The following is a 4,490-nucleotide window of genomic DNA, read 5'->3' on the forward strand; positions in this document are numbered from 1 at the left end:
CAAAATGAACTTGCGTATATTCACCGGGCATTAGCAGGCCCGACGCATTGTCGACTGCCAGTTGCACCAGCAACGTGCCCGACGCTGGCGTGATTGCGTCGTCCGTATTAACCAGCTTGGCCTGGAAACTCATGCCCGGACGTTCCGGCACGGTGAGCGTCGCGGTCACGCCCGGCGTGATCGCCGCGGCGTCGCTCTGCGGCACGTTCACATAGACGCGCAAGCGTCGTGCATCGGTCACCGCGAAGAGCTCCGGACCCGAGCCGCCGCCCGCATCGATTAGCGCGCCGATGTCGGTCTTGCGCGCGGTGATGACGCCGTCGAAGGGCGCGGTGATTCGCTTGAACGACTCAAGTGCTTCAAGTCGCGCGACGTTAGCGCGGCTCGCGTCGGCCGTCGCCTGTTTCGCCACCAGATCGCTGCTCTTTTCATCGGCTTCCTGCTGCGAGACCGAGTCTTGCGCAAGCATCTGCGACCACCGATGCGCGGTGGTCGCAGCCAGCTTTTCGTTAGCGACGGAATTCGCGAGGTCGGCCTGCGCCTGTTGCAATTGCTGGTCGAGATCGGGCGTATCGATTTGCGCGAGCAACTGCCCCGCCTTCACATGCGCGCCAATATCCGCATACCACGCATGCAGGTAGCCGGAGACCCGCGCGTAGATCGGCGCATTCACGAAGGCATCGAGCTGTCCTGGCAACTCCAGCGCCTGCGCGCCGGACGGCGGTTGCGGAAATACCGTACTCACGGTGGGGATGGCTTGCGCATCGGTCCATGTCGTTAGTTCCTGCTCGGCGTGAGAGCGGCTGATAATGCCGTTGGTCACGACGCCCGCTGCCAGAAGGAAGGCGAGTACGCCGATGAGTTTTAAATGGCGCAATCGCTTGGGCGAATGAACTTCGATTTCAGTTGACATGCGTTTCTCCCTAGGCTTCAACGAGTTGGGTATGAGGATCGTGACGTGGTGCCAAGGACGTCTCGGCTGGAGGCTCGTCCTTAGGCGGCTTGTCATTGCGATGCACGAGGCTGAACACGACTGGGACGAACAGGAGCGTGGCGACAGTGGCAAACAGCAACCCGCCGATGACCGCGCGCCCAAGCGGAGCGTTTTGCTCGCCGCCATCGCCCAGGCCGAGGGCCATGGGCAACATGCCAATGATCATTGCTAGCGCAGTCATCAACACCGGCCGGAAGCGCGTGAAGCCGGCTTCCATCGCCGCGATCAGCGCGTTGCCTGTCTGAGCCAGACGTTCGCGCGCGAAGCTGACCACCAGGATCGCGTTGGCGGTCGCCACCCCCATGCAAAGGATCGCGCCCGTGAGTGCGGGAACGGACAGCGGTGTATGGGTCACGAACAGCATCCACACGATGCCGGCTAGCGCCGCGGGCAGGGCGGTCACGATCACAAACGCGTCGCTCCACGAATGGAAGTTCACGACGATCAACAAGTAGATCAGCACGATTGCGCCGATCAAGCCGAATCCCAACCCCATGAATGCGCTGTTCATGGTCTGCACCTGGCCGCGAACCGTGACTCGCGAGCCCTTCGGCAATTGGCTCGCAGTGGCGTGGACGATTCGGTTGATGTGCGCGGCAATGGCGCCAAGGTCACGGCCCTGCGTGGTGGCGAAGATGTCATACAGCGGCTGGATGTTGTAGTGCGACACAACGGCGTCGCCTACACCGCGTTGGATGCTCGCGAGCCCGCCCAGGATCTGGGCGCCGCCGCTCTTGCCCGTGACCATGACGTTGCCGAGGTCGTTGAGCGAGTTCATGTTGTATTGCGGCGTTTGTGCAACGACTGCGTACGACACGCCGTTCTTTGGATTGAGCCAGTAGGTGGGCGACACCTGGCTCGTGCCGGATAGATTGGCGACCACCGAGTTGGTGACGTCCCGTTCGTTGATACCCAGTTCATTGGCGCGGGTCCGGTCAACCGATACGGTGAATTGGGGGTAGGTGGTGGCTTGCTGAATGCGCGTGTCTGCAATGCCGGGAATCAATTGCACTCGCCGCAGCAAGGTCTGCGCATAGCGGTAGTTGGCCGCCTGGTCGGGGCCGGCCACTTGAATGTCGATGGGCGCCGGTGAGCCGAAGTTCAGGATTTGCGAAATGATGTCGGCAGGCAAGAATGCGAAGCTCGCGCCGGGAAAGGCTTGCGGTAGCAACACGCGCAATTTCTTCACATAGTCGGCGGTCGGGGCGTGGTCTTTGTCAAGGGAAATCAGAATGTCGCCATCTTCCGGTCCCATCACGCCGCTATTGTTGTAGGTCAGGTTGATACCGCTGTTGGGCAAGCCAATGTTGTCGACCATGCCTTGCAACTGGTTGGGGGGAATCGTGCGTCGGACGGTGCTTTCTATGTGATCGAAAAGGTCGGCGGTCTGTTCGATTCGCAGTCCGATCGGACCGCGCACATGCAACGCGATTTCGCCCGAATCGATACCCGGAAAGAAGTTGCGTCCCAGAAAGGGCGACAGCAGGAACGACGCCGCGACAATCGCGAGGAAGCCCACTATAAAGACCTTGCGGCTATTGAGCGCCATGCCGAGCAAGATGCGGTAGACGCCACGGAAGGTGTCGAACTGCCGTTCAAAGCCGCGCTGGAACTGCACCAGCGGATTACTTGAGCGCGCCGGGTGATAGGCCATGGTTGCCGCTAGCTCGCCCGAAGCATGTCCTTGTGACGCATGGGGCTTCAACAAATATTGAGCCATCATCGGAACGAAAGTGCGCGACAGGACAAACGAAGCGATCATCGCGAAGATCACGGCCTCGGCCATCGGCACGAACAGGAAGCGGGCGATGCCGTCGAGCAGCAGCATGGGAACAAACACAATGCAGATGCAGAGCAGCGACACGAGGGCGGGCGCCACGATCTGAGCCGCGCCATCCAGGATGGATTGCCTGACCGGTTTGCCTTGCTCCAGGTGCCAGTTGATGTTCTCGATTGTCACGGTGGCGTCGTCCACCAGGATGCCCACCGCAAGAGCAAGACCGCCCAGCGTCATCACGTTGAGCGTCTCACCCATTGCAGCCAGGCCCGCGATGGCCGCAAGCACGGCAAGCGGAATAGACGACGCGATGATCAGCGTGGAACGCCAGCTCCCGAGAAACAGCAGGATCATCAGCGACGTCAGTGCTGCCGCAATGATGCCTTCGGTCGCGACGCCGCTGACCGCGCCTTTGACGAATACCGACTGATCCCCAAGCGTTTCGATCTTGAGACTGGCGGGCAGGGTCTGCTGGATCAGCGGCAACTTCGCCTTGACGCCAGCAATGATGTCCAGGGTCGAAGCCGAGCCGTTCTTGAGCACGCTCATCAGCACGGCGCGATGACCGTCCAGCCGCACGATATTCGTTTGTGGCGGATTGCCGTCGCGAACATGCGCGACGTCGCGCATCGTAATGGTCGCGCCATTGACGGTCTTGATGGGCAGGTTGTTGAGTTGGTCGAGCGCCAGCGGACTATTGTTAAGCTTGATGTTGTATTCGAACTGGCCGATTTTTTCGGTACCGGCCGGCACGATCTGGTTCTGCTGGGCGAGCGCGTCGGCGACGTCCGTTGCGGACAATTTATCGGCTTGCAGGGCTTGCGGGTTCAAGTCGATCTGTACTTCGCGCGTCTTGCCGCCGTATGGCGTCGGAATGGCTACGCCGGGCACGCTGAGCAACGCCGGCCTGATGAAGTTGATCGCGTAGTCGCCGATCTGCTGTTCGTTCAACGTGTCGCTGGTGAGCGCGATCTGCAGCACGGGCACCGTGGATGCGTTGTAGTTGAGGATCTGTGGCGGCGTGGTGCCGGGCGGCATTTGCTTGAGCACGGTCTGCGACACCGAGGTTACTTGTGCGGTAGCCGTGCGAATGTCGACGGTGGGCTGAAAGAAGATCTTGACGATGCCGTAGCCACGATACGACTGAGATTCGATGTGCTGGATGTCGTTGACGGTCGTGCCAAGGGATCGCTCGTAATAAGTCACGATCCGTCCGGACATATCGTCCGGTTGAAGGCCTGCGTAGTTCCACACGACGCTGATCACGGGGATCCGGATATCCGGAAAAATATCTGTCGGTGTGCGTAATGCGGCCAGCGGGCCTGCCAGGCAAATCAACATTGCCAGGACAATAAAGGTGTAGGGCCGGGTTAAGGCTAACCGGACTATTTTCAACATCGGGAACTGCTCCGTTCAGGGCGCTTTTTGTCGGCGCGGGCTTGAGGGCATGGGAGCGGCTTCATGAATGCTCCGTTTGTCAGTCATTGCGGTTGTCATTCTGGTAAGCACTGCATAACTGCCGCGCGGGATAAGCGTGAAACTAGTTTTAGTTTCGGTTTCAGTTTCGGTTCGCAGGGGAAGAGGGTGTTGCAGGATGACGTTGAAGCATGTTCTCGCCGCGCCACCGGTGAGGCGCCGCGAGGAGCGCTCAGGCAAACTCTTCGAGCAGGTAGCCCGAGCCGCGAATGGTCCGGAAGACCGGGCGCGCAGTGTTGTCGT

At 60.4% G+C, this 4,490-nt stretch carries 2 protein-coding genes; both read right to left on the reverse strand.

Translation table 11 applies throughout. From position 1 onward, the window contains the following. On the reverse strand, positions 1-913 hold a 913-nt coding region (locus WCA53_RS16695; protein WP_423912655.1), incomplete at its 3' end, for an efflux RND transporter periplasmic adaptor subunit. Positions 914-923: 10 nt separating this feature from the next. Continuing rightward, positions 924-4,169, reverse strand: a complete 3,246-nt coding sequence (locus WCA53_RS16700; protein WP_423912658.1) for an efflux RND transporter permease subunit — start codon at positions 4,167-4,169, stop codon at positions 924-926. Between the last annotated feature and the right edge of the window lie 321 nt (positions 4,170-4,490).

It is taken from the genome of Caballeronia sp., from assembly GCF_049581465.1.
Lineage (GTDB): Bacteria > Pseudomonadota > Gammaproteobacteria > Burkholderiales > Burkholderiaceae > Caballeronia.